The following is a 24,411-nucleotide window of genomic DNA, read 5'->3' on the forward strand; positions in this document are numbered from 1 at the left end:
TCGTCATCAACCATCAGGTTGTCAAGCACGACCCTGGGCGCGGCGGGCCGCGGTGATCACCTCGGTCAGCGCGCCGTGCAGGTCCTTCAGCTCGGCGAGGTCCATGTCGAGCCGCTCGACGATCGCCGGCGGTATCTGCTCGGCCTGCGCGCGCAGCGCGACGCCCGCCGGGGTGAGGCGCACGGCCAGGGAACGCTCGTCGGCCCGGTCGCGCTCGCGGGTCAGGTAGCCGGCGGCCTCGAGGCGCTTGAGCAGCGGCGACAGGGTGCCCGGGTCGAGCTCGAGGCGGCGGCTGAGCTCGGTGACCGACAGCGGCGCCTCGCCCCAGAGCGCGAGCATCACCAGGTACTGGGGGTGGGTGAGGTTCATCGGCTCGAGCAGCGGCCGGTACACCGAGATCACCGTGCGGGCGGCCACCGCGAGGGCGAAGCACACCTGGTTCTCGAGGGCCAGCGGGTCGAGGTCGTCGATGAGGGTGTCGTCGATGAGGGTGTCGTCGATCGGGGTGTCGTCCATCCCACTCCTCCTCCGCACGCGATCGCCCCCATACTAGTGGTGTGCAAACCATTGGGGCACCAAGCAAGGAGGCTCGCGTGCACCGGCCGAACCCCCTGCAGTGGCTCTGGTACGCCTACGGCGGCGGCCTCCCCGAGCGTTGCGCGACGTGGGTCCTGCACGACACCACCTGCCGGACCTGGTGGCTGCGTCACGTGGTGCGCGCCGTCGTGCAGATCGCCCCGTTCGTCATCGCGATCATCGTGTTCGTGCCGGGGCCGCTGTGGCTGCGGACGATGTGCGCGCTCGGCGGCGCGATCATGGGTCTGATCTTCTCGGTCAGCTACCTGCACGAGACCGCCGAGCACCGCCTGGTCAAGGCGGGCTACCCACTGGGCACGGGTCCCGCGAAACGCGCCGAGCGCACCGCGGACCGTGACGCCGCGGCCGCGGAGCGCTACGCCGCCCGTTACCGGACGCCGCCGGACTCCTGAGCCGCCGACACAGAGGGCACACTGACCCCGTGACCACGCCCGAGACGCCGGACTCCCTCGGCGGCGACGACCCCGACACCGTCGACGACACCTCGCTCGAACAGCTCGACGAGGCCGAGTCGCTCGACAACCCGGACCTCGACGACCCCCTCGACGAGGGCGTCTCCCCCAACGAGCAGCCGTGGGGCACCACCGCCTGGGGCACCACCCAGGAGGAGGAGGAAGAGGGCGAGCCGCTCGCGGACCGCCTGCGCCGCGAGCGGTCCGACCCCGACGACGACGAGGACGGCGACGGGCTCGGCGACGCGAGCGACACCGACGGCGAGCTGTGGGACGACGAGGTCGGCGAGGCGCGCTCGGGGCGTCTGGTGCTGCGCGAGGACGGCGAGGACTTCTTCGCCGACGACGTGGGTGTCGACGGCGCCGGGGCGAGCGCCGAGGAGGCCGCGATCCACCTGGTGGACGAGGACCGCTGACCGGCCGGCTCAGGCGGGCACCGGCTCCGCGTCGTGCACCGGGAGCGACACCGTGGTCGCCGCCGCGGCGGCGGCGAGCTGGACCGGGGTCGGCTTCTTCTTGCGCCCGGCACGGCGCGCGAGCGGGATGCCGAGGGCGCTGATGACGACGAGCGCGATGCACGCCCGCGAGAACGCCGTGGCCAGCGAGTCGGACGGCGACGCGCCGGCGGCGGCCTGGGCCGTGTCGGTCGAGGTGTAGATGCCGGCGACGATCGCGGTCACCACCGCGCCGCCCACGTAGCGGGCCATGTTCGAGATGCCGGACGCGGCGCCGACCTGGGCGGGCGGCACCGACTCCGTCGCCGCGGAGGACGCGGGACCGTTGGAGAGGCTCAGCCCGAGGGCGATCGCGAGCAGGCCGGGCAGGAACATCCAGTAGGTCCACGCCGCGCCGACGAAGGTCAGCAGGACGAAGCCCGCGGTGAGCAGCAGGAACCCGAACACGACGATCGGGCGCCCGCCGAAGCGGTGCGCCAGGGGCGTCACCGCGGGCGCCGCGACGACCACCACGAGCGCCACCGGCAGGCACGCGAGACCCGCCTCCAGGCTGCTCATGCCGAACGCGGCGGGGTCCTGGAAGTAGAGGCTGATCAGGAACGAGATCCCGGCGATCGCCCCGGCCCCGATGAGGATGGCGATCGTCGAGACGACGAGCAGCAGGTTGCGCAGGAGCGCGAGGTCGACCAGCGGCGCCGTGACCCGGCGCTCGACGAGGACGAAGCCGACCGTCGCGAGCGCCGTGACCGCGAAGCACCCCAGCGTCGCCGGTGACGCCCAGCCCCACGTGCCGCCCTCGGTGACGCCGAAGACGAGCGGCGCGAGGATCGCGGCGACCAGGACGGTGCCGGCGAGGTCCACCGAGCGCGGGCGGTCGGGGTCGCGGGACTCCGGCACGGTCGCGATCACCCACGGGATGCACACCGCGGCGATCGCGGCGTCGAGCCAGAACAGGCCCTGCCAGCCGGTCGCCTCGTTGAGCACGCCGCCGAGGACCGGGCCCGCCGCCGCCCCGGCCGCCGAGGCCGCGCCCCACAACGTCACCGCGCGCATCCGCGCCGGCCCGGAGGTGGCGACCGAGAGCAGGGACAGGCCCGTCGCGAGGATCGCCGCGCCGGACGCGCCCTGGATCACGCGCCCGAGCACCACGAGCTCGCCGGTGCGGGCCAGCGCGATGAGCACGCACGACGCCACGAACAGCAGGAGTCCGGACACGAACAGGCGTCGCCGGCCGAAGACGTCGCCGAGCACCCCCGACGTGACGATCGTGGCCGCCCCGACCAGCAGGTAGCCCGTGACCGCCCACTGCAGGAGGTCGATCGGGGCACCGAGGTCGGCGCTGATCGACGGCAGCAGGATGCTCACCGCCGAGGTGTTGGCGTTGACGACGAACGTCGAGAGGCAGCTCGTGCCGAGCGCGCCGACCATCGCGGCGTGCCCGGCCGTGTCCTTCGCGACCGCCATCCCCGGCCCTCCCTCTCCCCGTGGCTCGACGGTCGTGAGTCTCGGTGGCGCCCGGACGGTGCGCCTCACCTGCCGCGGGTGAGGAACCGCGCGTCTCATCCCCCTCGGGTGAGGTCGGACGGCGTCGCGCGGGGGATCGTTCCGGCCTCACCGGTCCGCTCGTGACCGCGCTCGTCACCGGAGGAGACCATGACCGAACAGCAGATCCCGACGCCCCCGACGGGACCCACGCGGGCACGCGAGAGCGGGACGTCGGTCGACCGACCGTCGCGCGCCTGGCTCGGATGGGTCCGGTTCGGCGGCGTCGTCATGACCGTCATCGGGGCGTTCGCGGTGATCGAGGGCCTCTACGCCCTGTTCTCGCCCACGTTCGTGACGCTGACCGGCGCCGGCGTCCTCCTGCTCGACCTCACCGCGTGGGGGTGGCTGCACCTGCTGCTCGGCGTGCTCGTGCTCGCCACCGGCCTGAGCCTCGCCGGCAGCGCCCCGAGCTGGGCGCGTGGCACCGGCATCGTGCTGGTCGCCCTCAATATGATCGTCCAGCTGGCGTTCCTGCCCGCCTACCCGATCTGGTCGATCTGCATGATCGTGCTCGGGCTGGTGGTCATCTACGCGCTGATGGTGACCTGGGACGAGGCCGCGGACTGACGCTGCCCGCGGCATGACGGCGAGGGGGTGCGGTGGCGTCGGACAAGCCGTCGAATCGGCTGATCGCGGTCGTGATCGTCCGGTCGACGGCCACCGTCGCCCTCCTCGTCGTCACGTACTTCCTGGTCCCGCTGGACTCCCGCGACGAATCCGGGACCGCCGCCCTCTTCTTCCTCGGCCTGGCGGTGCTCGTCGGCATGATCGCCTGGCAGCTCCGGGCGATCGTCCGCGCGCGGTTCCCGGCGCTGCGCGCCGTGGAGGCCTTCACCAGCGCGGTCCCGCTGTACCTGCTGCTCTTCGCGTCGACCTACGTGGTCGTGGAGGGGGCGGCGCCCGGCTCGTTCTCGCAGCCGCTGACGAAGATCGACTCGCTCTACTTCACGATGACGGTGTTCGCCACCGTCGGGTTCGGCGACATCACGCCGCAGAGCCAGGCCATGCGCGTGCTCGTCACCGTGCAGATGCTCGGCAACCTGCTCGTCCTCGGCCTGCTGGTCCGCTCGATCCTCGAGGCGGTGCGCCGCGGCCAGTCCCGCAAGGAGGCAGAGCCATGACGGATGAGGCACCCCCGCCGAGCCGGTCCGGGTGGCACGTCGACATCCCCCTGCTCGGCCCGGTGGGCTGGCCGCCGACCGGGAGCCTCGCCTTCGTGGTGATCGTCGGCGGGCTCGCCGCGCTGGAGGTCGTCTCGTGGCCGGTCGCGGTGGTCGTCGGCGTCGGGCACGTGCTCGCCCGCGACCACGACCACCGGCTGGTCAGCGAGGTCGGCGCGGGGCTGGAGATCGTGGACTGACGCGTTCATCCCGGCGGGGTGATCCGGTCCGCCGGGCCCGGCGGCGACGGTCGGGACCATGACGACGAGCTCGCCCGACCGGCACGCGCGCAGCATGCTCCCCATCCCGGACCGCCCGGTCCCCGCGCTCACGACCTACGACGCCAAGGACCCCGACACGTCCTTCGCGCCGATCGAGCCGCTGCTGCCCCCGCGCGGGGCGCCGAACGTCGTCGTCGTGCTCCTCGACGACGTCGGCTTCGGGGCCGCGTCGACGTTCGGCGGTCCCTGCCGCACCCCCACCGCGGACCGGCTGGCGGCCCGCGGCCTGCGCTACAGCCGCTTCCACACCACCGCGCTCTGCGCCCCCACCCGGCAGGCGCTGCTCACCGGCCGCAACCACCACTCCGTGGGGATGGGCAGCATCACCGAGACGGCCACCTCGGCGCCGGGCTACAGCTCGCTGCGGCCCAACACCACGGCGCCGCTGGCCATGACGCTCAAGCTCAACGGCTACTCGACCGCGCAGTTCGGCAAGTGCCACGAGGTGCCCGTCTGGCAGTCCTCGCCGGTCGGCCCGTTCGACGCGTGGCCCTCGGGCGGCGGCGGGTTCGAGACCTTCTACGGGTTCATCGGCGGCGAGAACAACCAGTGGGAGCCGTCGCTGTACGACGGCACGACCCCGGTGGAGCCCCCGCGGACCCCGGAGGAGGGCTACCACCTCACCGAGGACCTCGCCGACCACGCCGTCGCCTGGATGCGCCAGCAGAAGGCCCTCGCCCCGGAGCGCCCGTTCTTCGTCTACTTCGCGCCGGGCGCCACGCACGCCCCGCACCACGTGCCGGCGGAGTGGGCCGACCGCTACCGCGGCGAGTTCGACGACGGCTGGGACGCCGCCCGCGAGCGCACGTTCGCCCGTCAGAAGGAGGCCGGCGTGATCCCGCCGGAGGCCGAGCTCACCGCGCGGCACGACGAGATCCCGGCCTGGGACGACATGCCCGACGACCTCAAGCCGGTGCTGGCCCGCCAGATGGAGGTCTACGCCGGCTTCCTCGAGCACACCGACCACCAGGTCGGCCGCGTGGTCGACACGCTCGAGGGCATGGGGATCCTCGACGACACGCTGATCTTCTACATCGTCGGTGACAACGGGGCGTCGGCCGAGGGGACGATCAACGGGGCGTTCAACGAGATGGCCAACTTCAACGGGATGGCCGCGCTCGAGACCACCGAGTTCCTGCGCGGCAAGATGGACGCGTTCGGCTCGCCGGAGTCCTACAACCACTACGCGGTGGGCTGGGCCTGGGCGATGTGCACGCCCTACCAGTGGACCAAGCAGGTCGCCTCGCACTGGGGCGGCACGCGCAACGGCACCGTCGTGCACTGGCCGCGCGGCACCACCGAGCCGGGCGGCCTGCGCTCGCAGTTCACGCACGTCATCGATCTCGCGCCCACGATCCTCGAGGCCGCCGGCATCCCCGCACCGACGACGGTCAACGGCGTCCAGCAGGCGCCCCTCGAGGGCACGAGCATGCTGTACACGTTCACCGACCGCGACGCCCCGGAACGCCACGACCTGCAGTACTTCGAGATGGTCGGCAACCGGGGCATCTACCACCGGGGCTGGAGCGCGGTGACCAAGCACCGCACGCCCTGGCTGCTGATGGGACACACGCCGCCGCCGTTCGACGAGGACGTCTGGGAGCTCTACGACGGCCACAGCGACCCCACCCAGGCCCGCGACCTCGCCGCCGACAAGCCCGACGTCCTCGCGCGGCTGCAGCGCCTCTGGCTCGTCGAGGCCGTGAAGTACGGGGTGCTGCCGCTCGACGACCGGACGGCCGAGCGCCTCGAGCCGACGCTGGCCGGACGCCCCACGCTCATCCGGGGCACCTCCCAGCTCTTCTTCCCGGGGATGGGACGGCTGTCGGAGAACAGCGTGCTGAGCATCAAAAACCGCTCGTACGCCGTGACCGCGGAGCTCGACGTGCCCGACGGTGGGGCCCGGGGCGTCGTCATCGCCCAGGGCGGCCGGTTCGGCGGGTGGGCGGTGTACCTGTACGAGGGCCGGCTGACGTACTGCTACAACGTGCTCGGCATCCAGATCTTCACGGTGCGGGCGGACGCTCCCGTCGCGGCCGGCGTCCACCAGGTCCGCGTCGAGTTCGCCTACGACGGCGGCGGCCTGGCCAAGGGCGGGGACGTGTCGCTCCACGTCGACGGCGCCGCGGCCGGCACCGGGCGCGTGGCGATGACCCAGCCGGTGATCTTCTCCGCGGACGAGACCACCGACATCGGCCGCGAGGAGGGCACCCCGGTCAGCCCGGACTACACGGGGCCGACGAGCCGGTTCACCGGGCGCATCCACTGGGTCCAGCTCGACGTCGGCGACGACGACCACGATCACTACCTCGACCCGGCGGAACGGCTCCGCGTCGCGATCGCGCGGCAGTAGAGCGTGGATCCGGCGGGGATCTGTCGCGCCCAACCGGACCGCCTGTGACCAGGCGTTCTCGTCCCGTCGCGGACTGGGCCGAACGTCGGTGCGACTGCGTCCGGAGGCGCCTGCGGGCGAGGAGGTTGCGCGATTCCGGGGAGTGACCGCAGATCCTATGGTGGCGATGGCCGGCGTTCTCCGCAGCCACCCGAGGTCAAACACATGGCCCATGCCCCACGCTCGAGGAGCGGTCCCCCCGCCCTCCCGTCCGGACACGTCCGGCGCGGGGCGCTGGAGGCCGTCCTCGACCGCGGCGCGCACCGCGACCTCGTGCTGCTCTCCGCCCCGCCGGGCTTCGGCAAGACCTCGCTGCTGGCCTCGTGGATCGGCGACGACCGCGGGCGCGCGACGGCCTGGGTCTGTCTCGAGCCCGAGGACCGCGACCCGCGCCGGCTGTGGAGCGCGGTCCTCGAGGCGGTGACGGGCCTCACGGCCGTGCCCTCCACCAGCAGGCTCCACCGGCTGGTCGTGTCCCGGTCGACGGTCGCCCCGGAGTTCCTCGCCGAGCTCGCGGAGGCGCTCGCGGCCCTGCCGGAGCCGGTGCGGCTCGTGCTCGACGACGTCGCGCACCTCACCGACCCGCTGTCCCGCCAGGGGCTCGCGATGCTCCTGCGCGACGCCGGCCCGCAGCTGCGGCTCGTGCTCGCGGGCCGGCGGGACCCGCCGCTGCCGCTGCCGCGCCTGCGGATGGACGAGCGGGTCACCGAGCTGCGCGCCGAGCAGCTGCAGTTCTCGCCCGAGGAGTCGGCGGCGCTGCTCGCCGCGTGCGGGCTCGACCTCACGGCGGCGCAGGTCGCCGTGCTGCACGAGCGCACCGGGGGCTGGGTGGCCGGCCTGCGGCTGGCGGCGCTGTCCCTGCGCGACCACCCCGATCCCGACCGCTTCCTCGCGGAGTTCTCGGGCGACGAGCGCCCGGTCGCCGACTACCTGGTGGACGAGGTGCTCGCGGGGCTCGCCGAGCCGCAGCGCGAGGTGCTGCGCCGGATCAGCGTCGCGGCGCGGGTCCCGGCCGGCCTCGCCCCGCGGCTCGCCGGGCGCGACGACGCGCCCGAGCTGCTCGACGCCCTCGTGCGCGACACCGGGCTCGTCGCGGGCAGCGGCGCCCCCGGGGACGCCTACCGCCTGCCCGAGCTGCTGCGCTCGCACCTCGTCGCCGACCTCGGACGGCGGGGGCCGGCGCGGGTGGCCGAGCTCGACGCGGTCGCGGCCGCCTGGTGGTCCGAGCAGGGCGCGCCGGTGGAGGCGCTGCGCCACGCGGAGAGGGCCGGCGACCTCGGGCTCCTCGCCGATCTCGTCGGACGCTGGGGGCCGTGGCTCGCCGGGCGCGGCGAGCACGACGCCCTGGCGCGCGCCCTGGCCGCGGCGAAGGGTCTCGACGACGCGCGCCTCGCGGTCGCCGCCACCCACGTCCACCTCGCCCGCGGGGAGGACGTGCGCGCCGCCCTGCGCCGGGCCCGGCGCGCGCGGGCCGGGCTCGGCGCCGACACCGTCGCCTTCCGCGCCGCGACCGAGCGGATCGTCGGGCGCCGGCTCCGTGTCACGAGTGCCGCCCTGCCCGCCGACCCCGCGACGGCGGCGCACGCGCGGATCGGGCGCGGCGCCGCCGCCCTGCTCGCCGACGACGCGCCGCGCGCCCGCACCGAGCTCGGGGCGGGCCTCGCGCTGGCGCACCGGCTCGGTCTCGACGTGCTGGCGCACCGGGGTCGCTGCCTGCTCGCTGCCGCGCTGTGGCTCGCCGGCGACGTGGCGCGGTCCCGGGAGGCGGCCGACACCGCCCTCGCCGAGCCCGGGGCGGACGCGGCGGGCGGCGCGCCGTGGACGGCGATCGCGCGGGCCGTGGCCGTCCACGGGGTGCTGCTGCGCGCCGACCCGGCCCTGGCGCTGGCGCTGCCGGCCTCCACGGTGGAGCCCCTCCCCGTGGTGCGGTTCGCGGAGCGCAGCGCCCGGGCCGGCGCCTCCTTCGACCTCGGCGAGCGCACGGCGGGCCTGCTGGAGCTCCAGGCAGCGCGGGCCGAGGTCGGCGACGCACTCGTCCCCGGCGCCCTCGCCGCCACCACGGCCCTCCTCGAGCACCGGGCCGCCGTCGTCCTCGGCCACCCGTCGGCGGCGGGCGCGGTGGCCGCCTGGCTCGCCGCGCGCCGCCCCGCGAGCCCGGCCCTCGCGCTGATGCGCGGATGGAGCGCCGCGGCCGCGGGCGACCGGGCCGCCGCCCGCGAGGCGGTCGCCCCCCTGCTCGCGCGGCGTCCCCGGCCCACGCCCGAGGCGCTCGACGTCGAGGCGTGGCTGCTGGAGAGCGGTGTCCGCCTCGCGCGCGACGACCGCCCCGGCGCCCGGACCGCGGCCCGGCACGCGGTCGACCTCGCCGAGCCGATCGACGCGCGCCGGCCCTTCGCCCACGCCGAGGCCGGGGTGCGGGCCCTGCTCGTGGACGAGCTCGCGACCGGCGCGCCCCGGGCCGGGTTCGTGACGCGCGCGCTCGCCGCCGGGGCCGGCTCGCCCGCGGGGATCGCGCTGAGCAGCCGCGAGCACGACGTCCTGGCGCGGCTCCCCTCGCTGGAGAGCCTCGACGAGATCGCCGGCGACCTCGACGTCTCCATCAACACCATCAAGACCCACGTGCGCGCCCTCTACGGCAAGCTCGGGGTGACCACCCGCCGGGACGCCGTGCTCGTCGCGCACGAGCAGGGCCTCCTCGGGTGAGCCGGGAGGCGGGCATGGGGGGCATGACCACCCGTCGCGCGGGGTCCGGACCGGTGATCGCGGGGCCCTGGTCGGGGGCGTCCGAGCCCGCGGAGGACCCCACCACGCCGGCGCCGCCCGTGCCGCTCGCCCGCCGCGGCGACGCCGAGCACGCCGTCCCGGTCGCGACGCACGTCGTCGGTCGCCCCCGCCTGCACGCCCTGCTCGACCGGGCCGTCGCCGACGCCGCGGTGACGCTGGTCGTCGGGCCGGCGGGCTGGGGGAAGACGCTGCTCGCGAGCTCGTGGCTCGCCGCGGGGGCCGGCGGGCGCGAGGCGGCGTGGGTGACGCTGGGCCCCGGTCACGACGACCCCCGGGCCTTCTGGGGCGCCCTCGCCCGCGCGGTCGGCGCGCACGCCGGGCCCACGACCGCCGCGGCGCTGCACCGTCTGGCGGGCCGGCAGCCCGCCGACCCCGACGAGCTGCCCGCGGCCTTCGCCCACGCCCTGTGGCAGGCCGAGCGCCCGGTGGTCCTCGTCCTCGACGACCTCCACGAGGTGACCGCGCCCGCCGTCCACGAGGGCCTGCGCAGCCTCGTCGAGCGCCCGGTGCCGTCGCTGGCGCTGGTCGCCACCACCCGGCACGACCCGCCGTGGCCGCTGACCCGCCTGCGCCTGGCCGGCGTGCTGGCCGAGATCCGCCCGGAGGACCTGGCGTTCCGCGACGACGAGGCCGGCGCGCTCTTCGCGCAGCTCGGCGTGCCCGCGGCCGACGGGCACGTGACGGAGATGGTCGCCCGCACCGGCGGCTGGGCGGCCGGGATGCGCCTGGCCGCGCTCGACCTCGCGACCCGCCCCGACGCGGCCGGCATCGACGCCGCCGTCGCCGCCTTCTCCGGTGACGCCCACAGCGTGTCGACGTTCCTGCTCGACGAGGTCCTCGACCGGCAGCCGCCGGAGCTCGCGGCGTTCCTGGAGCGGATCAGCGTCGTCGACCTCGTCTGCGCCGACCTCGCGGACGCGATCACCGGCGACGGCGACGGCGCCGCTCGGCTCGCCGAGCTGTCCGCCGCGCACCTGTTCGTCCAGGCGCTCGACCACCCGGGGCGCTGGTACCGGCTCCACCGCCTGGTGCTCGACGTCCTGCGCGCCCGCGCGGTGCCCCGCCGCGAACGGCGGGAGCGCCACCGCCGCGCCGCCGAGTGGTTCCGCGGGCACGGGATGCCGCTCGAGGGGCTGCGGTCGGCGGTCCACGGGGAGCTGTGGGCCCTCGCCGGCGAGATCGTCGGCGCGCACCTGGCCGCGCTCGTTCTGCGCGGGTCCGCCGACGCGGTCATCCGCGTCCTCGGCGACATCCCCGAGCCGGTCGTCCTCGCGCGACCGGAGCTGGCGACCGCGCTCGCCGGTGCCCGGGTGGCGATCGGCGAGTCCACGCAGGTCCGCTCCCTGCTCGCGGCCGCCCGGCGATCGGCCGACGGGATCGGCGAGAACCGCCGCCGGCGCCTCGACGTCCACCACGCGCTCATCGAGGCCGCCCACGCCCGCGTGCGCGGCGACCTCGAGGCGGTGACCCGCGCCTTCCGCTCGGTGACCCTCGACGTCGCCACCCTCGACCGCTGGGGCGTGCGGGAGGCCGCGATCGTGCCGGCCGTCGTGCTCGCGAACCTCGGCACCGCCGAGCTCTGGACCGGCGACCTCGCCGCGGCCGAGGGCCACCTGCGCGAGACCGCCGACGGCCCCGGGCCGACGACCCTCCCCCGCGTCAACGCCGCGTCGCACCTCGCCCTCCTGTTCTGCGAGTACGGCGAGCTGGACGCGGCGGAGCTCCGGGCCCGTGCGGTCGCCGAGGTCGCGGAGGACGCCGGCTGGGCGCGCATGCCGCAGGTCGCGCCCGCCTACCTCACGCTGGCCCGGGTCACCGTCGACCGCGACGAGCTCGGCGCCGCCGAGGTCTGGCTCGCCCGGCTCGCCGAGGTCGAGGAGGTCGCCCCCGAGCCCCACGTACGGCTCGCCTACGCGCTGGCGCTCGCCGCGCGCCTCGACGCCGCCGGCGGCCGCGAGGCCGCCCTGGTCCGGCTGCGGGCGGGGTCCCCGGACCGGTCGTGGACGCCGCCGCGGCCGCTGGCCGAGCAGTGGCTGCTCGGCGAGGCCGACCTCCTGGCCCGTGCGGGCAATCCCGCCGCGGCGCGGGCGGTCGCCGACCGCCTCGGCCCGCCCCGCACCGACGGCGGCCGGGTCGCCGCGGCCCGGCTGGCGCTGCACCTCGGGGACGAGGGCGTCGCCGGCGTCCTGGGGGACGCGGTCGCGAGTCCGCTGCCCCGGGTGCGGGCGGACGCGGGCGTGGTCGCCGCGCTCGCCGCCGAGCGGGACGGCGCGCCCGACCGGGCGGCGGCGTTGCTCGAGGACGCCCTCCTGACCGCCGCGCCCGACGGCCGGCGCCGCCCGTTCCTCGCCGAGCCGGGCCTCGCCGACCCCCTGCGCCGCCGGGTGGACCACGGCAGCGGTGCCGCGGGCTTCGCGATGGACCTGCTCGAGCGCCTCACCGGCCGGCCCGCGGAGCACGCCGCGTCGCGCGTCCCGCTGGCCGAGCCCCTCACCGAGCGGGAGGCGACGATGCTTCGCTACCTCGCCAGCACCCTGTCGAACCCCGAGATCGCCGCCGAGCTGTACGTCTCGGTGAACACCGTGAAGACCCACCAGCGGGCCGTGTACCGCAAGCTCGGCGCGGCCGGCCGGCGGGAGGCGGTCCGGCGAGCGCGCGCCCTCGGGTTGCTGTGAGTCGCCATGTCCCCGGTCGCGTCACCCCCGTCCGCCTCATCCTCGCCGGACGACGCCGTCTCACCCGGCTCGGCGACACTCTCCGTGGCGACGACACGGAGGTCGCCCGAGATGGTCCGCATCCCCGCGAGCAGGACGGCGGTACCGGCGCTGCCGCCGTGGTTCGTGCCGCGTGACGCCCTGCGCCGGCGCCTCGACGCCGCCGGTCCCGGCCGGCTGACCGCGGTCGTCGCGCCCGCGGGCTCCGGCAAGACGGTGCTGCTCGCCGACTGGGCGCGCCACGGTCCGCCGACGGCCTGGGCCGGTCTCGACCGCGACGACGCCGACCCCGACCGGTTCTGGTCGGTGGTGCTCGCGGCCGTGCTGGCCACCGGCGCGGTCCCCGCCGGCAGCACGCTGCACGACCTCGGCGACGGCGGCGGCGGCGGTGCGGACCTCGCCGACGCCCTCCTCGACGGCCTCGCGGCGCTGCCCGACCCGATCCGCCTCGTGCTCGACGACGTCCACGTCCTCACCGGCCGGCAGGCGGGGGTCCGCGCGCTGGCCCGGCTGGTGCGCCACCGTCCCGCCGGCGTGCGCCTCGTGCTCGCGGCCCGCGCGGAACCCCCGGTCGGCCTGCCCCGGCTCCGCCTCGAGGACGGGCTCCACGAGCTGCGCGCCGACGGCCTCCGGTTCTCGCTGCCGGACACCGCCGCGCTCGCCGCCGCCAGCGGGGTCACGCTGGAGCCCGACGACGTCGCCACCCTGCACCGCCGCACCGAGGGCTGGGCGGCGGGGCTGCGGCTCGCGCTGCTCGCTCTGCGCACCGAGGCATCGGAGCCCGGCGCCCTCCTCGGGCGGTTCTCCGGGGACGACCGGTCGGTCGCCGACTACCTCGGCGGCGAGCTCCTCGCCGGCCTGGACGCGGAGGACCGCGCGCTGCTCGACGACCTCAGCGTCTGCCGGCGCCTCCCGGACGCTCTGGCGGTGACGCTGACCGGGCACGCCGACATCGCCCGGCGGCTCGAGGAGCTCGCGCACGGGCTCGGGATGGTCGAGCGCGTCGACCCCGGCGAACACCGGCTCCACGCGCTCCTGCGCTCGCACCTGGCCGCCGACCTCGCGCGGCGCCGCCCGGAGCGGCACCGCGGCCGGCACGCGGCCGCGGCCCGCTGGTGGGCCGACCACGACGAGCCCGCGCACGCCCTGCACCACGCCGAGCGGGCGGAGGACCCGGCCCTGACCGCCGAGCTCCTCGGCCGGCTCGCCGTCCCGCTCCTGCTGCGCGGTGAGCTCGCCGCGCTGCGCCGCGCGCTGGGCACGGTCGGACCCGCCGCGGTCGCCGCGGACCCGGGGCTGGCGCTCGCGGCCTCGCTCCTGCACCTCGAGACGCGCGAGCCCGCCACCGCGGCGGCGCGCCGGCGTCTCGCGGTCCGGGCCTGGCCCGCCGCGCCCTCCCCCGACCTCGTGGCGCTGCGCGCGGCCTGCGAGCTGCTCGCCGGGGTCACCGACGGCGGCGCGCCCGACGTCGAGGAGCCCGCGGACCCCGGGCTCGCGGGCCTGCTGCACCTCGCCCGGGGAACCGCCCTGCTCGCCGGCTCCCCCCGCACGGTCGCGACCGCCCGCGCCGAGCTCCACCGCGCCCTCGCCCCGGCCCGCGCCGGAGGCCTCGTCCGCCTCGAGGCCGCCGTGCTCGCCGAGCTCGCGCTGGCCGCGCTCGTCGAGGGCGACCCGGGCGGGGTGAGCGGGCCCGGCGAGGCCGCGCGGGGACCCGCGGCGCGTCCGGCGCACACGGCGCGGACCACCGCGCTGCTCGCCTGGTCCGACCTGCTGCGCGGCGATCCCCGCGGGGCCGCCGACCGGTGCGCGGGCGTCCTCGACGCCCCCGACGCCCCCGACGCCCCCGACGGCCTCCCGCCCGCCGACCGGTACGCCCTGCGCGCCGTCCACGGCGCGGCGCTCGGCGACCTCGGCCGGCGCGGCGCGGGGCTCGCCGCGGCGCGGGCGGCCCGCGCCGAGCTCGCGGAGGCCGCCCTCCCGGCCCCGGTCGCGGGTGCGCTCGCGCTGCTCGAGCACCGCGCGGCCCTGATGCTCGGCAACCTGCGCGCCGCGGGCGAGGTCGCCACGTGGCTCGCCGGCCGCGCCGGCGACACCGACGAGGGCGTGCTGATGCGCGCCGGGACCGCGGCCGCGACCGGCCGGTGGGAGGCCGCCCGCACCGAGGTCGCCCCGCTGCTCCGGGCCGGGCGCTCCCCGGCCACCGTGCTCGTCGAGGCGGGCCTGCTCGAGGCCGAGGCCGCGCTGCGGGCCGGCGAGTCCGACCGGGGCCGGACCACGCTGGACGCCGTCCTCGCCGCCGCCCGCGCCCGCGACGTGGTGCGCCCGTTCGCGCTCGCCGGCCCCCGGACCCGCGCGCTGCTCCTCGACCGGGCGCCCGCCCCCGGGCACGGCGAGCGGGTCGCGGCCGCCTGCGCCGCGGTCACCGACGAGCCCTCGCCGCCGCTGTCGGAACGCGAGCTCGTCGTCCTCGGCCTGCTCCCCTCGCTGCTCGACGCCCCGACGATGGCCGAGGAGCTCGTGGTCTCGGTCAACACCGTCAAGACCCAGATCCGCTCGATCTACGCGAAGCTCGGGGTGTCGACCCGGCGGGGCGCCGTGACACGGGCACAGGAGCGGGGGCTGCTGGTCTGAGCCTCGTCCACCGGGTCGTTCACCTGTCCGGGATGAGGCGACCCGCGGGTGCCGGGGCCACGCTCGCGACGGACGGTGGCGCTCGGGGCCCCACCGGTGAGCGAGGAGACGGCCGTGTCGGGACGCTTCGAGATCCGGGTCAGCGGGCGCCTCTCCGACCGGGCGCGGGCCGCCTTCCCGGAGATGGCGGTCGCGGAGGTGCCCGCGGAGACCGTCCTGTCGGGCTGGTCCGACGACGACGACGAGGTGCACGGGATCCTCGACCGCATCCAGGCGCTCGGGCTGGAACTGGTGTCGCTGCGGCAGGTCCGGGAGCCCGAAGAGGCGTGAGGACCCGCCGGCACGCCGGCGGGTCCCCACGGCCACGGGTCAGACCTGGACGGCCGGCTCGTCGTCGACGTCGGAGAACACCTCGCGCAGCCGCGCCTCCTGCTCACCGGAGAGGTTGGTGTGCAGCAGCTCGGCCTGGCTGCCGCGGAACGCCTCGGCGACCCGGTCGGTCACGGCGTTCGCGGTCAGCCCGAACAGGGCCGAGGTGCCCGGGGTGACCCGGTTGCGCACCTCGTCGATGAACTCGTCGTCGATCCCGGCGTCGGACAGCGAGCCGGCCAGCGCACCCGTCGCCGCACCGATCGCGACACCGAGCAGCGGGACGAAGAAGATCAGCCCGAAGAGCAGGCCCCAGAAGCTCCCGCCGAGGGCGCCGCCGCCCGCGAGGTTGTGCAGCTGCCGGGTCTTCGGCCTCTTCCGGTCCGCGGGCCAGGTCACGACGGCCGCGTCGAGGACCTGGATCAGCTCCTGCTTCTGGAGCTGTTCGAGCGTCGCGAGGGCCTGCTCAGCGCCGTCCGGGGTCGGGAACTTCCATGCCGTCAAGGTCGCCATCGGTCATCCTCCTCGGTGCCACGGGCCGCCCCCCACCACCGGCGCGGTCGACCGTGACCGGTGCGGCGGGCTCGTCCGGACTCTCGCCGGGGACGGCGTCGCCGGCCTCATCCCCGCGGGGTGACGCGGTCGGGACCCAGGGCGGCGGCCGCCCCAGCGCGCCCACCGCCACGAACCGGCCCACGAGCGCGCCGCCGAGCATCACCACACCGAGGGCGACGAACCACGAGAGGATCACGAAGACGATGCCGAGCGGCCCGTACTGGCGGTAGTGCGTCGTGATCGCCGGCGACAGCACGACGGTCGCGGCCAGGCGCAGACCGACGAGGCCGAGGCCGATGAGCAGGGCCCCGGGCAGCAGGTGGGTCCAGCTGACGCGGCCGGCCAGCAGGAGGTGCTGGGTCCACCACGCCCAGACGATCGCGAGCGGCAGGCCGACGAGGAGCATCGTGACGAGCCAGGCCGCGCCCTCGAGCACCGGCGTGATCAGGGTGGCCGCAGCGGCGAACACCAGGAAGCCCAGCAGCCACACGAGCGGCCGCCACATCCCGCGGACACCGACGTGCGGCAGGTCCCACGCCAGCTCGAAGCCGCGCTGGAGGGCCATCGGCCAGCGCACGGTGAAGATCACGGTCAGGAGCACCCCGATCGTCGTCGTGGCGCCCGAGACGGTCGCGGTGGTGGGGAAGAGCTGCTGCAGGTCGTGGGCGGCCTGCGGGGTCAGCCCGGCGCGCTGGATGAACACCGACACCGCACCCCCCTCGGCGCCGAGCGGGACGACCGCGGCGAGCGTGACCAGCGCCGGGACGAGGAGCATCAAGGCGTAGGCGGCGAGGAGCAGCGCCTGCTTGGTGAGCTGCACCTCGATGATCGACCGGCTCAGCACGCCGAGGTGCGAGGTCTCGTAGCGCGTGCGCGTGTCCCGCAGCCGGTCCCGCCACGCGGGCGGGCCGTCGGGTGCGGGCTCGGGACGACCGGAGGGAGTCATGATCGCACCCGGTCAGTGCAGCGCGGCCTTGAGCAGCACGATCGACGTCCCGACGGCCAGGGAGGCGAGGGCCCAGGCGACCTGCAGCGCCGGACGGCGTCGCGCCGCGCGACCGCAGAGCACGCTCAGCACGCCGAGCGCGGCCACCCCGACCCAGAGCACGATGTCGATGCGCAGGGCGAGGTCGAGGCCGAACACCGTGAACCCGCCCAGGAGCACGCCGGCGACGACGCCGGGCACCGCGGTCCCCGCGCTCTCCCGGAGCACGATCGTCAGGTGGCGCCGGCCCGACCGCGGCGGCCCGGTGAGCGTGTGGGCGAGCTGTCCCGCGTAGGTCTCGGCCAGGAAGATCGCCACGCCGGTGGCGGCGACGGTGAGGGCCGCGACGCCCGGCGCCGGCTCGTGGTCGCCGAGGTAGGCGAGCACCGACATCGCCATCACCGTGCCGTACACCGACGCCCGCAGATGATCGCGACGATGATCCGTCGACGCCTGCGCCGGCGACGCGGACGGGGCGTCCGATGAGGTGGTCACGGTGCCTCCGGGTGGCTCCGGGCGCGGTCCCCGGCGACGCTAGGGAGCGGGCGATCCGCCGGGCTCCCCCGCGCCGGGTGATCCGGGACCGGTGCTGCTCACCCGCCACGGGTGAGCCGTCACGGCGCGCACGTTCCTACCGTCGGGCGGCATGGCGACCCCCATCGAGGTGCCCGGCAGCATCCCTGCGCGTCCGGATGACGACCCGCGCATGCCGCGGGCGCTCATGCTGCTGCTCGGCGCCGCCGCCGTCGTCATCGTCATCGCGGGCATGATGGCGGCGGCCTGGCTGATCGCGCCGATCCTGCTCGCGCTGACGATCGTCATCGCGGTCAGCCCGATCCAGACGTGGTTGCGGCGCCTCGGGGCGCCCGGGTGGTCCACCGTCCTCGCGCTGGTCCTGGTGATCTTCGCCGTGATCGTCGGGCTGGTCTGGGTGCTCATCGCCTCGGTCGGCCAGCTCGCGGCCACCCTGCCGCAGTACGCGGGCCGGATCGACCAGATGACCGCCCAGGTCACCCAGCTGCTCACCCGCCTGGGCTTCGACCCGAGCCACGCCCGCCAGACCGCGTCGTCCGCGGACGTCGGGAGGCTCCTCGACATCATCGGCGGGGTGCTCTCGGGGCTCAGCGGCGCGCTGACGAGCCTGGTGTTCGTCCTCGCGCTGCTGCTCTTCCTCATCGCCGAGGCGGGCGGCGCGTCCCGCCGGCTCGACGCCATCGGCGCGGACCGCCCGCACATGGTGACCGCCATGCAGAGCTTCGCCGGCGGCACGCGGCGCTACCTCGTGGTGACCGCCGTGTTCGGCCTCATCGTGGCCGTGCTCGACTCGATCGCGCTGGCGGTCATGGGCATCCCTCTCGTGATCCTGTGGGGCCTGCTCTCGTTCATCACCAACTTCATCCCGAACATCGGCTTCATCATCGGGGTGATCCCGCCCGCCCTGCTCGGCCTGCTCGTCGGCGGCTGGCAGCTCGGTCTCGCCGTGCTCCTCGTCTACTGCGTCCTCAACGCCATCGTGCAGTCGCTGATCCAGCCGCACTTCACCGGCGACGCCGTCGGGCTCTCGACCACGATCACGTTCGTCGCGCTGCTGTTCTGGGCGTGGGTGCTCGGCGGGCTCGGCGCGCTGCTCGCGATCCCGGCGACCCTGCTGGTCAAGGCCGTGCTGGTCGACTGCGACCCGGGCGCGCGGTGGGTGGAGGCGCTCATCGGCGCCAACAGCCCGCCGCCCAAGGACAAGACCGCCGCGTCGAAGCGCAACGGCACGGGCCCGGACGCGCCCGCCGAGGACCCGGACGTCCCGGCACCCGCGACGTAGCCCCGCTGGCGACGGCGAGCATCCGTCCCTCGATCGCGGCGGATGCCCGAGCGCTCGCTCGCCGACCACCACGGGATCCTCGCGGCGATCCGCGCCCACGAACCCTCCGACGCGGGCGACGCGATGCTGCGCCACCTCGTCGGCACCACCGACCCGGTGCTCGAGCAGGCGGACCCGGCCGCGGTCAGGCGAGCTCCGAGAGCGTGACCGCGGCGAGGCCGCGCGCGGCGGTGCGGGCGAGCAGGGCGTCGACGGTGCCGGGGACGGCGGCCCGGCCCGGGCCCTCGTGCAGCACCAGCACGCTCCCCCGGCGCACCACCGCGTCCAGCCGGGCGGCCGAGCCGGCGGTCCCGGCGCCCGCCCCGCTGATCGCCACCGCGGTGCCGAGGACGCAGCGCAGCCCGGCGCCCTCGGTGATCGCGAGGTGCCGCGCGGTGGGCCACCCGGACCCGGGCCGGAACCACCGCACGGGGCCGTGCTCCTCGAGGGCGCGCTGGGTGTCGGCGAGCTTCGCGGCGAACTCGTCGAGGGGCAGGCGCCAGGTCGGCTCGTCGCGCCAGGTGTGGTTGCCGAGCTCGTGACCCGCGGCCGCGATGCGGGCGACGAGGCCGGGGTGCTCGGTGGCCCGCTCGCCGAGGAGGAAGAAGGTGGCGCGGGCGCCGTGGCGGGCCAGGACCTCGAGCAGCGCCGGCGTCGTCGCGGGGTCGGGACCGTCGTCGACGGTCAGCGCGAACCGCGGGGCGCGGGTGGGCACGGCGAAGAGCACGCGGCCCCGCAGGACGGGTCCGAGCGCGGCCACGAGCGGCAGGGTCACGATCACCATCATGCGGCCGCGCCCTCCGCGCGGAGCCGGGCCGCCGCGCGCCCGTGCGTCCCCGGACGGAATCGGGCACCCCGTTGGGCATGGGTTCCCCCGAGACGACGATCGACGTCCCCGTCGACGCCGGGGCCGTGTGGGCGGTCCTGGAGGACGGCTGGCTCTACCCGCTCTGGGTCGTCGGCGCCTCGCACATGCGCGACGTCGACGACACCTGGCCCGCGGTCGGGTCCTGTCTGCACCACAGCGTCGGGCCGTGGCCGCTCCAGCTCAGCGACTCCACCGAGGTGCTGGACGTCGACCCGGGCCGGATGCTCACCCTGCAGGCGCGGGCGTGGCCGATCGGGACCGCCCGCGTGGTCCTGAGGCTGGAGCCGACTCCGTCGGGGTGCCGTGTCCGCATGGCCGAGGAGGCCGACCGGGGGCTGGGCTGGCTGGTCCCGACCGTGGTGCAGGCGCCGCTCGTCGAGGCGCGCAACCAGGAGGCCCTGCGCCGCCTGACCGACATCGCGCTCCACCGGGTGTGACGGGGCCGGCTGCTAGCTTCGCGCCGTGGCCGACGTGCACGACATCCGCCGGCTCGCGCTCGGTCTCGACGACGTCGAGGAGATCGACTGCGCCGGCTTCGACTTCCGCGTGCGCGGGCGCGGGTTCGTCTGGTCGTACCCGGACCGCAGCAGCGGGCGCCGCGTCCTGCGCACCGACGTCGCCGTGCTCTTCGTCGGCGACGAGGCGGAGCGGCAGGCGCTGCTGCTCGGCGAGCCCGACCTCTTCTTCTCCACGCCGAGCTACGAGGGCCTCCCGTTCGTGCTCCTGCGCCTCGAGGCGGTCGACGTCCCGCGCCTCACGGAGCTCGTCACCGACGCCTGGCAGATGCGCCTGGAGCAGGGCTGATCGGCAGGACACCACCCCTCACTCCCCCCGGAAGGTCGCCTTCCCGTGGCCGTCCTCGACGAACGACCTCATGGCGCCCGCCAGGTCCGCGGTGCCGAACAGCGCCCCGGCGGCCTCCGGGGTCACGGCGTTCGCGGCCTCCAGCCCGCTCTCGGTGAGGTGGCGCAGGATCTCCTTGGTCGCCGCGTGCGCCCGGGTCGGACCGGCGGCGAGGGAGGCGGCGAACGCCCGCGCGGCGTCGTCGAAGCCGTCCTCGGGCATCAGCCGGTCGACGACGCCCCAGCGCTCCAGCTCCTCGGCGCCGAAGCGGCCCGCGGTCATCACCAGCAGGCGCGCGCGCCCGACGCCGGCGCGCTCGGCGAGGCGCTGCGTGCCGCCCATCGCCGGGGTCAGCCCGACCGTGGCCTCGATCAGCCCGAACGACGCCCGGGGCGTGGCCACGATCAGGTCGCAGGCCAGCGCGACCTCGAACGCCCAGGTCAGCGTCAGCCCGTGCGCGGCGAACACCGTCGGGCACGGGAGGTGGTGGATCCGCCGGCCGGTGTCGACGAGCTCGTCGAAGTACGCGGTCCCGCGCTCGACGTCGCCGGCCTGCGCCATCGGGTCGAAGACCTGCTTGACGTCGACGCCGCCGCTGACGACCTTGCCCGCCGCGCGCACCAGCACCGCCCGCGGCCGGGCCTTTTCCAGCTCGCCGACGGCGTCGCGCAGCGCGTCGTGCAGGGCCTGGTCGTAGAGATTCAGGGGCGGGTGGTCGATGGTCACCACGGCGAGGCCGTCGTGATCGACGTCGACGGAGACGGGAGGCGTCGTCATGACTCCGAACCTGCCCGACGCGGCGCCGGAGCGCCCGTCGGGCGGGTCAGCGGACCGGGCGGGGCGGGCGGGGGTTCGAGCGGCACCATCTGCACCGGCCGCCCGAGCAGGGCGAGCAGCACGTCGCGGGGCTCGTCGCTGCTCGGCGCGACGGGCGGGCGCCACAACCCCTGGCCGGTGAGCATGATCGGGTCGCGGCGGATGTAGGCCAGCGCGCGGTCGACGCCGACCGGGTCGAGCTCCTCGTCCAGCCCGGCGCCGCGGGCGAGGTCCCACTCGTGGACGGTGAGGTCGAGCAGCATCTGCTCGGCGTACTCCTCGACCGGGATCCACCCGAACGACGTGTGCACGCGCGCCGCGTGGCCCTCGGTCCCGGCCCAGGCCGGCCGCGAGCGGGCGACGGCGCGGTCCCACGCCCCGGGCGGGTCGGCGTGGAGCAGGTCGCCGTCGTAGCGATCGCCCACCGCGCCCATCGTCGTCCCCGCCAGCACGTGCGGCGCCCACAGGTGCTCGAAGCAGAGGTGGGAGACGAGGTCGCGCACGGACCACTCGGTGCACGGGGTCGGGGCGCGCCAGATGCCGGCGCCCACGGTGTGGACCCGGGCGGTGACGCGGTCCATGGCGCCGGGGACCAGCGCGCGGGCGTCGTCGGTGTCGCTCACGGGCGCAGACCCTGCTCCCCCGACGGGCCCGCCGTCGAGTACCCACCGGTGCCGATCACGTGGGCGCGGCGACCAGCACGCCGACCGGTGTCGCGGTGGGGACGAAACGCTCGATGTGCAGGTCGGCGCGGTCGAGCAGCGCGGCGTACTCCCGCTCGGTGCGCTCGCGCCCGCCGACGAGCGCGAGCATGAGGATGTCGAGGAGCTTGCCCATGTGCGGCTCGTCGCCCTCGGGCAGCACGGTCTCGAGCACGAGCAGCCGGCCCGCCGGGTCCATCGCCTCGCGGATCCGCCGCAGGATCGTCACGGCGTCCTCGTCGTTCCAGTCGTGGATGACGCTGGAGAGCACGTAGCAGTCGGCGCCGGCCGGCACGGCGGTGAAGAAGTCGCCGCCGACGGCCTCGGCCCGCTCGCCCACGACCTCGGGCGCGCCGGCCACCACCTCCGGCCGGTCGAACACGACGGCGTGGACGCCCGGGTAGCGGTCCGTCACCGCGGCGACCAGGTGGCCCTGCCCGCCCCCGACGTCGACGAGCCGGCGCACCCCGGACAGGTCGTACGCCGCCACGGCCGCGGCCCCGATCTGGCGGGCGCGGTTGCCCATCGCGCGGTCGAACACCTGCGCCCGGCGCGGGTGGGACCCGAGGTAGGACCACCAGTCGACGCCGAAGTGGGTGTCGAACGAGGGGCGCCCGGTCCGCAGGCTGCCGCCGAGCCCGGTGACGGTGTGCAGGTACTCCGACGACCCCCAGTTGCGGGCGTGGTCGCGCATCGAGCCCGGCACCTCGCTGCGCAGCGTCTCCGCGAGGTCGGTGAGCGCGAACGCCCGCGGCGCCACCTCGGTGAACACGCCGGACGACGCCAGCGCGCGCAGCATCCGGTACAGCGTGTCCGGGTCGGTGTCGGTGGCGGCGGCGAGCTCGTCGACCCCGCGGGGGCCGTCGGCGCACAGGTCCGCGATGCCGAACTCGGCGACGACGGACACCAGCCGGCCGAGGATCGATCCGTAGAGCAACGCCATCATCTGCATCGAGGGCGACCCGACCCTCGTGTCCCCCGCCATCGTCCGAGGGTGTCGCGGCCGGGCCGCGCCGCGGCCCCGGGACCGTCACGATTCGGCGGACGGTGCCGCGGCGGACGTCGTGCCTGGTCCGGGTGCCCGGCGACCTTCCGCCACCCGCCCCATCCGAGCACACTGCTGCCCATGGGGGTCGGCGTGCTGCGGGTCGGGTCGGCGCTGCCGGACCCGCCGTTCGAGCTGGATCAGGGCTCGGAGACCGTCGGGTTCGACCCCGCGGTGATGGCCGAGGTCGCCGCCCGCCTCCGGCGCACCTTCGTCCAGGTCCGCTACGAGGCCGACGACTTCGACGGCATCTTCGCGGGCCTCGACCGCGGCGACTACGACGTCGTCGCCTCCGGGGCGACGATCACCGAGCACCGCCGCACGCTCGCCCGCTTCTGCCGCCCGTACGTGCGCTCGGGGCAGAGCCTCGTGGTCGACCGGCAGCTCCACCCGGACGTCCGCGGGGTCGACGACCTCGCCGGGCTCACGCTCGGCGTGCAGCGGGGCAACACCTCCGAGCCGGTGGCCGACGGCCTGGCCCGCGACGGGCGCATCGCCGGCGTCCGGCGCTACGCCTACCGCGACATCCTCACCGCGCTCGACGACCTCGCCGCCGGCACCATCGACGCGTTCATGAAGCTCGAACCCGTGATGCGCGCGCTGACCCGTGACCGTCCGACGCTCGCGGTGGTGCAGGCCGGCATCACCCACGAGGACCTCGGCGTCGCCGTCCGGTCGGACGACACCGCACTCGCGGACGACGTCGACCGCGCCCTCGACGCGCTGCGCGCCGACGGGACGCTCGAGCGCCTCGGGCGCGAATGGCTCGGCACCGACGTCCCGGGCAGCACGACCGCGGTGGTCCGGTGAGCCGCCTGGTCCGCCTCTGGACCGAGGACGGCGAGTCCCGGTTCCGCGAGGAGACCGGTCTGCCGCCCGCCGCCGACGCCCGGCGCGTCCACGCCGAGGAGTCGCCGCCGGGCAGCGCGCTGGCCTGGCACGACGCGCCGTGTCGCCAGTACGTGATCACGCTGACCGGCACGCTGCGCTTCACCACCCGCGACGGCGCGACGTTCCTCCTCGCGCCCGGCGACGTCCTCCTCGCCGAGGACACCGCCGGCGGGGGCCACCGCTGGGAGCTGGTCGACGACCAGCCCTGGCGGCGGGTCTACGTCGAGCTGTGAGCCCGCCGGCTCAGCGGCGCCCCTTGCTCTGCCAGTAGCCCGGTCCCGGGGTGTCGACCGTGTGCTTGCGGCTCTTCGCGTTCCACGACCAGCGTCCCGCGCCGAGCCCCCAGCTCACGCCGTCCGGTCCGGCGTGCAGCCGCAGCGGACCGAGCCGGAACGTGCGACGCAGGTGGTGTCGCGGATGGACGTGGGGCAGCAGACGGAATCCCATGGGGAGCCTCCTCGAGTCGTGTCCC

Annotated in this window: 25 protein-coding genes and 1 pseudogene; 16 read left to right on the top strand and 10 right to left on the bottom strand. The window is 76.1% G+C overall.

Annotated features, from left to right (window positions below; translation table 11 throughout):
• Positions 1–21: 21 nt before the first annotated feature.
• Entirely contained in the window at positions 22–516 is a 495-nt protein-coding gene (locus WCD58_RS12695; protein WP_337703308.1) for a MarR family winged helix-turn-helix transcriptional regulator, read from the bottom strand.
• Positions 517–593: 77 nt separating this feature from the next.
• Between WCD58_RS12695 and WCD58_RS12700 the strand changes: the two genes are divergently transcribed.
• Positions 594–989 carry a DUF5313 family protein gene (locus tag WCD58_RS12700; RefSeq protein WP_337703310.1) on the top strand — a complete coding sequence of 132 codons (396 nt, stop codon included), beginning with the start codon at positions 594–596 and terminating at the stop codon, positions 987–989.
• A gap of 29 nt (positions 990–1,018) precedes the next feature.
• On the top strand, positions 1,019–1,465 hold the full coding sequence (locus WCD58_RS12705; RefSeq protein ID WP_337703312.1) for a DUF5709 domain-containing protein: 447 nt from the start codon (positions 1,019–1,021) through the stop codon (positions 1,463–1,465).
• 9 nt (positions 1,466–1,474) lie between these two features.
• Here WCD58_RS12705 and WCD58_RS12710 read toward each other — a convergent pair whose 3' ends face one another.
• Positions 1,475–2,968 carry an MFS transporter gene (locus WCD58_RS12710; protein ID WP_337703314.1) on the bottom strand — a complete coding sequence of 498 codons (1,494 nt, stop codon included), beginning with the start codon at positions 2,966–2,968 and terminating at the stop codon, positions 1,475–1,477.
• A gap of 189 nt (positions 2,969–3,157) precedes the next feature.
• On the opposite strand from WCD58_RS12710, the gene WCD58_RS12715 reads away from it, so the two are divergent.
• From WCD58_RS12715 to WCD58_RS12750, 8 genes are all read left to right on the top strand, one after another.
• On the top strand, positions 3,158–3,616 hold the full coding sequence (locus WCD58_RS12715) for a DUF7144 family membrane protein (protein ID WP_337703315.1): 459 nt from the start codon (positions 3,158–3,160) through the stop codon (positions 3,614–3,616).
• Between the two features lie 32 nt (positions 3,617–3,648).
• Positions 3,649–4,170, top strand: coding sequence for a potassium channel family protein (locus tag WCD58_RS12720; protein ID WP_337703318.1), 522 nt, complete (start codon positions 3,649–3,651; stop codon positions 4,168–4,170).
• Positions 4,167–4,409, top strand: a complete 243-nt coding sequence (locus WCD58_RS12725) for a hypothetical protein (RefSeq protein WP_337703319.1) — start codon at positions 4,167–4,169, stop codon at positions 4,407–4,409. Before WCD58_RS12720 ends, WCD58_RS12725 begins: the two co-directional genes overlap by 4 nt.
• A 58-nt stretch (positions 4,410–4,467) precedes the next feature.
• Positions 4,468–6,843, top strand: a complete 2,376-nt coding sequence (locus WCD58_RS12730; RefSeq protein WP_337703321.1) for an arylsulfatase — start codon at positions 4,468–4,470, stop codon at positions 6,841–6,843.
• Between the two features lie 204 nt (positions 6,844–7,047).
• Positions 7,048–9,585, top strand: coding sequence for a helix-turn-helix transcriptional regulator (locus tag WCD58_RS12735; protein WP_337703323.1), 2,538 nt, complete (start codon positions 7,048–7,050; stop codon positions 9,583–9,585).
• 23 nt (positions 9,586–9,608) lie between these two features.
• Positions 9,609–12,341, top strand: coding sequence for a winged helix-turn-helix domain-containing protein (locus tag WCD58_RS12740; protein WP_337703325.1), 2,733 nt, complete (start codon positions 9,609–9,611; stop codon positions 12,339–12,341).
• 111 nt (positions 12,342–12,452) lie between these two features.
• Entirely contained in the window at positions 12,453–15,011 is a 2,559-nt protein-coding gene (locus WCD58_RS12745; protein ID WP_337703327.1) for a winged helix-turn-helix domain-containing protein, read from the top strand.
• Between the two features lie 114 nt (positions 15,012–15,125).
• Positions 15,126–15,341: a DUF8691 family protein gene (locus WCD58_RS12750; protein WP_337703329.1), complete on the top strand. Its 216-nt coding sequence runs from the start codon at positions 15,126–15,128 to the stop codon at positions 15,339–15,341.
• 39 nt (positions 15,342–15,380) lie between these two features.
• Here WCD58_RS12750 and WCD58_RS12755 read toward each other — a convergent pair whose 3' ends face one another.
• The 3 genes from WCD58_RS12755 to WCD58_RS12765 are packed head-to-tail and all read right to left on the bottom strand — an operon-like array spanning position 15,381 to position 17,415.
• Positions 15,381–15,893: a DUF1269 domain-containing protein gene (locus WCD58_RS12755; RefSeq protein ID WP_337703332.1), complete on the bottom strand. Its 513-nt coding sequence runs from the start codon at positions 15,891–15,893 to the stop codon at positions 15,381–15,383.
• Positions 15,847–16,881, bottom strand: a complete 1,035-nt coding sequence (locus tag WCD58_RS12760) for a YhjD/YihY/BrkB family envelope integrity protein (RefSeq protein WP_337703334.1) — start codon at positions 16,879–16,881, stop codon at positions 15,847–15,849. The genes WCD58_RS12755 and WCD58_RS12760 overlap by 47 nt, the downstream gene beginning before the upstream one ends.
• A 12-nt stretch (positions 16,882–16,893) precedes the next feature.
• Positions 16,894–17,415: a hypothetical protein gene (locus tag WCD58_RS12765; protein WP_337703336.1), complete on the bottom strand. Its 522-nt coding sequence runs from the start codon at positions 17,413–17,415 to the stop codon at positions 16,894–16,896.
• 151 nt (positions 17,416–17,566) lie between these two features.
• Between WCD58_RS12765 and WCD58_RS12770 the strand changes: the two genes are divergently transcribed.
• On the top strand, positions 17,567–18,736 hold the full coding sequence (locus WCD58_RS12770; RefSeq protein ID WP_337703338.1) for an AI-2E family transporter: 1,170 nt from the start codon (positions 17,567–17,569) through the stop codon (positions 18,734–18,736).
• 24 nt (positions 18,737–18,760) lie between these two features.
• Positions 18,761–18,943 (top strand): annotated as a pseudogene (locus WCD58_RS12775) (FCD domain-containing protein); the annotation flags it as partial.
• Here WCD58_RS12775 and WCD58_RS12780 read toward each other — a convergent pair.
• Positions 18,921–19,550 carry a polysaccharide deacetylase family protein gene (locus tag WCD58_RS12780; RefSeq protein ID WP_337703340.1) on the bottom strand — a complete coding sequence of 210 codons (630 nt, stop codon included), beginning with the start codon at positions 19,548–19,550 and terminating at the stop codon, positions 18,921–18,923. The pseudogene WCD58_RS12775 and the gene WCD58_RS12780 sit on opposite strands and share 23 nt — an antisense overlap.
• An 89-nt stretch (positions 19,551–19,639) precedes the next feature.
• On the opposite strand from WCD58_RS12780, the gene WCD58_RS12785 reads away from it, so the two are divergent.
• Positions 19,640–20,080: an SRPBCC family protein gene (locus tag WCD58_RS12785; protein WP_337703342.1), complete on the top strand. Its 441-nt coding sequence runs from the start codon at positions 19,640–19,642 to the stop codon at positions 20,078–20,080.
• Between the two features lie 25 nt (positions 20,081–20,105).
• Positions 20,106–20,447 carry an MmcQ/YjbR family DNA-binding protein gene (locus tag WCD58_RS12790; protein ID WP_337703344.1) on the top strand — a complete coding sequence of 114 codons (342 nt, stop codon included), beginning with the start codon at positions 20,106–20,108 and terminating at the stop codon, positions 20,445–20,447.
• Positions 20,448–20,465: 18 nt separating this feature from the next.
• On the opposite strand, the gene WCD58_RS12795 is transcribed toward WCD58_RS12790, so the two are convergent.
• From WCD58_RS12795 to WCD58_RS12805, 3 genes are read right to left on the bottom strand one after another with little or no spacing between them, the layout of a single operon-like run.
• Entirely contained in the window at positions 20,466–21,263 is a 798-nt protein-coding gene (locus WCD58_RS12795) for an enoyl-CoA hydratase/isomerase family protein (RefSeq protein WP_337703347.1), read from the bottom strand.
• The gene (locus WCD58_RS12800) at positions 21,260–21,925 is read right to left on the bottom strand and encodes a TIGR03086 family metal-binding protein (RefSeq protein ID WP_337703349.1); all 666 of its coding nucleotides are present in this window, start codon (positions 21,923–21,925) and stop codon (positions 21,260–21,262) included. The genes WCD58_RS12795 and WCD58_RS12800 overlap by 4 nt, the downstream gene beginning before the upstream one ends.
• Positions 21,926–21,980: 55 nt before the next feature.
• The gene (locus WCD58_RS12805; RefSeq protein WP_337703351.1) at positions 21,981–22,988 is read right to left on the bottom strand and encodes a methyltransferase; all 1,008 of its coding nucleotides are present in this window, start codon (positions 22,986–22,988) and stop codon (positions 21,981–21,983) included.
• A 141-nt stretch (positions 22,989–23,129) separates the two neighbouring features.
• On the opposite strand from WCD58_RS12805, the gene WCD58_RS12810 reads away from it, so the two are divergent.
• Positions 23,130–23,858, top strand: coding sequence for an ABC transporter substrate-binding protein (locus WCD58_RS12810; protein WP_337703353.1), 729 nt, complete (start codon positions 23,130–23,132; stop codon positions 23,856–23,858).
• On the top strand, positions 23,855–24,172 hold the full coding sequence (locus WCD58_RS12815) for a cupin domain-containing protein (RefSeq protein ID WP_337703355.1): 318 nt from the start codon (positions 23,855–23,857) through the stop codon (positions 24,170–24,172). The genes WCD58_RS12810 and WCD58_RS12815 overlap by 4 nt, the downstream gene beginning before the upstream one ends.
• A 10-nt stretch (positions 24,173–24,182) precedes the next feature.
• On the opposite strand, the gene WCD58_RS12820 is transcribed toward WCD58_RS12815, so the two are convergent.
• The gene (locus WCD58_RS12820) at positions 24,183–24,386 is read right to left on the bottom strand and encodes a DUF4236 domain-containing protein (protein WP_133828043.1); all 204 of its coding nucleotides are present in this window, start codon (positions 24,384–24,386) and stop codon (positions 24,183–24,185) included.
• Positions 24,387–24,411: the final 25 nt, after the last annotated feature.

Origin of the sequence: Actinomycetospora flava (assembly GCF_037400335.1) — a bacterium.
Taxonomy (GTDB): domain Bacteria; phylum Actinomycetota; class Actinomycetes; order Mycobacteriales; family Pseudonocardiaceae; genus Actinomycetospora; species Actinomycetospora flava.

What these genes read in the sequence shown, in the direction of transcription:
- WCD58_RS12810 (WP_337703353.1), top strand. Translation starts at nt 23,130, where the DNA reads ATGGGGGTCGGCGTGCTGCGGGTCGGGTCGGCGCTGCCGGACCCGCCG.
- WCD58_RS12715 (WP_337703315.1), top strand. Translation starts at nt 3,158, where the DNA reads ATGACCGAACAGCAGATCCCGACGCCCCCGACGGGACCCACGCGGGCA.
- WCD58_RS12735 (WP_337703323.1), top strand. Translation starts at nt 7,048, where the DNA reads ATGGCCCATGCCCCACGCTCGAGGAGCGGTCCCCCCGCCCTCCCGTCC.
- WCD58_RS12770 (WP_337703338.1), top strand. Translation starts at nt 17,567, where the DNA reads ATGGCGACCCCCATCGAGGTGCCCGGCAGCATCCCTGCGCGTCCGGAT.
- WCD58_RS12710 (WP_337703314.1), bottom strand. Translation starts at nt 2,968, where the DNA reads ATGGCGGTCGCGAAGGACACGGCCGGGCACGCCGCGATGGTCGGCGCG.
- WCD58_RS12820 (WP_133828043.1), bottom strand. Translation starts at nt 24,386, where the DNA reads ATGGGATTCCGTCTGCTGCCCCACGTCCATCCGCGACACCACCTGCGT.
- WCD58_RS12725 (WP_337703319.1), top strand. Translation starts at nt 4,167, where the DNA reads ATGACGGATGAGGCACCCCCGCCGAGCCGGTCCGGGTGGCACGTCGAC.
- WCD58_RS12740 (WP_337703325.1), top strand. Translation starts at nt 9,609, where the DNA reads ATGACCACCCGTCGCGCGGGGTCCGGACCGGTGATCGCGGGGCCCTGG.
- WCD58_RS12785 (WP_337703342.1), top strand. Translation starts at nt 19,640, where the DNA reads ATGGGTTCCCCCGAGACGACGATCGACGTCCCCGTCGACGCCGGGGCC.
- WCD58_RS12795 (WP_337703347.1), bottom strand. Translation starts at nt 21,263, where the DNA reads ATGACGACGCCTCCCGTCTCCGTCGACGTCGATCACGACGGCCTCGCC.
- WCD58_RS12730 (WP_337703321.1), top strand. Translation starts at nt 4,468, where the DNA reads ATGACGACGAGCTCGCCCGACCGGCACGCGCGCAGCATGCTCCCCATC.
- WCD58_RS12755 (WP_337703332.1), bottom strand. Translation starts at nt 15,893, where the DNA reads ATGGCGACCTTGACGGCATGGAAGTTCCCGACCCCGGACGGCGCTGAG.
- WCD58_RS12760 (WP_337703334.1), bottom strand. Translation starts at nt 16,881, where the DNA reads ATGACTCCCTCCGGTCGTCCCGAGCCCGCACCCGACGGCCCGCCCGCG.
- WCD58_RS12805 (WP_337703351.1), bottom strand. Translation starts at nt 22,988, where the DNA reads ATGGCGGGGGACACGAGGGTCGGGTCGCCCTCGATGCAGATGATGGCG.
- WCD58_RS12695 (WP_337703308.1), bottom strand. Translation starts at nt 516, where the DNA reads ATGGACGACACCCCGATCGACGACACCCTCATCGACGACACCCTCATC.
- WCD58_RS12745 (WP_337703327.1), top strand. Translation starts at nt 12,453, where the DNA reads ATGGTCCGCATCCCCGCGAGCAGGACGGCGGTACCGGCGCTGCCGCCG.